Below are 1,413 nucleotides of genomic sequence, written 5' to 3' on the forward strand. Positions count from 1 at the left end.
CCCGTCCAGGTGCCATCCCACGTGGACGGCGATGGGGTGGGCGATGTCCGGCAGCTCGCGCTCGCAGTTCGTCTTCGTCATCTCGCGCCTCCTCTCGGAGTCCACGTCGCGCGAGTGGCGCGATTGGTCGCGGCAGGGGCTATCAAGAAGGCTCAGGTTCCGTGTCGGACCCGGGATCTAACATCGGCCTGACGAAAGGAGTGGCCGATGTTCGGAGACGTGATCCCCCTGCCCCGGGATGATTCCCTCCCTGGGACCTTGCCCGAGTTCACCCGGAAGTTCTCGAGCGATCGTGCGTGTGCCGCGTTGCTGCGCCGCTGGAAGTATGGAGAAGGCGGCTTCCGCTGCCCCCGATGCGGAGGACGGCGGGCCTGGTTTCTGCCTTCCCGCCGCCTCGACGAATGCACCTCCTGCCACAAGCAGATCTCTCTGACCTCGGGCACCGTGATGCACGGGAGCCGCAAGCCGCTTCGGCTGTGGTTCCTCGCGATGTTCCTCTTCGTGGTCAGCAAGCAGGGCATCTCGGCCATGGATCTCTCAAGGCAGCTCGGGATCAGCTACCCGACGGCCTGGACCTGGCTGCACAAGCTCCGCGCCGCGGTCGGCACTCGACCAAAGACCAGGCTCCACGGCGTGGTCGAAGCGGACGAGACGTGGGAGGGAGGCGTTGAGCACGGCCATCCCGGTCGACCGACGGTCGGCAAGAAGAAGGCGCTGATTGCCGGTGCGATCGAGGTGAAACGGAAGAAGGGCTGGGGGCGGCTTCGGCTCCAGTCCGTGGAGAGCGCATCGGCCACAAGCCTGGGCGCGTTTCTCCATGAGCACGTCGCGCCGGGCTCCACCCTGCTCACGGACGACTGGAGGAGCTACCGAAGGCCCGCGAAGGAAGCCGGGTACAAGCACATCGCCACGAACATGAAGACGGTCCCGGCAGGAGCTCACACCGTCCTCCCGGGGATCCACCGCGTATTCGCTCTGCTCCATCGGGTCCTTCTCACCACGCACCAGGGCGCGGTCTCTCGGAAGCACCTGCAGAACTACGTCGAGGAGTTCGCCTTTCGCTTCAACCGACGGCGGTCGGCATCCCGCGGGCTCCTGTTCCAGCGACTGCTCAGTGCGGCTGTGATGCGATCACCGCCGTGCTACTGGGAGATCCTCGAACGACCCGATCCGGACACACCGCTGTGGATGGCAGCCTGAAGCGTCTTGATAGCCCCTGGTCGGGCTAGTGTCCTGACGCGGAAATCCCGCCTCAGTATTTCTTGGTCCCTGAGCGACAATGGAGCGCCTCTGAAAGGAGGCGACACATGCCCAGGGGACCCGGCGCACCGGTCATCGAGTTGAGCCCGGAGGAGCGGGAGGAGCTCGAGCGGCTGGTTCGGAGACAGAAGACCGCACAAGCCCTTGCCTTCC

At 65.5% G+C, this 1,413-nt stretch carries 1 protein-coding gene; it reads left to right on the plus strand.

Features of this window, described 5'->3' with window-relative positions:
• The first annotated feature begins 207 nt into the window (after positions 1–207).
• The gene (locus tag GY769_12855) at positions 208–1,200 is read left to right on the plus strand and encodes an IS1595 family transposase (protein MCP4202809.1); all 993 of its coding nucleotides are present in this window, start codon (positions 208–210) and stop codon (positions 1,198–1,200) included.
• The last annotated feature ends 213 nt before the right edge of the window (positions 1,201–1,413 follow it).

The sequence above is a fragment of the bacterium genome (assembly GCA_024224155.1).
GTDB lineage: Bacteria > Acidobacteriota > Thermoanaerobaculia > Multivoradales > JAHEKO01 > CALZIK01.

Coding starts and splice junctions, on each gene's coding strand:
- GY769_12855 (MCP4202809.1), top strand. CDS start 208: ATGTTCGGAGACGTGATCCCCCTGCCCCGGGATGATTCCCTCCCTGGG.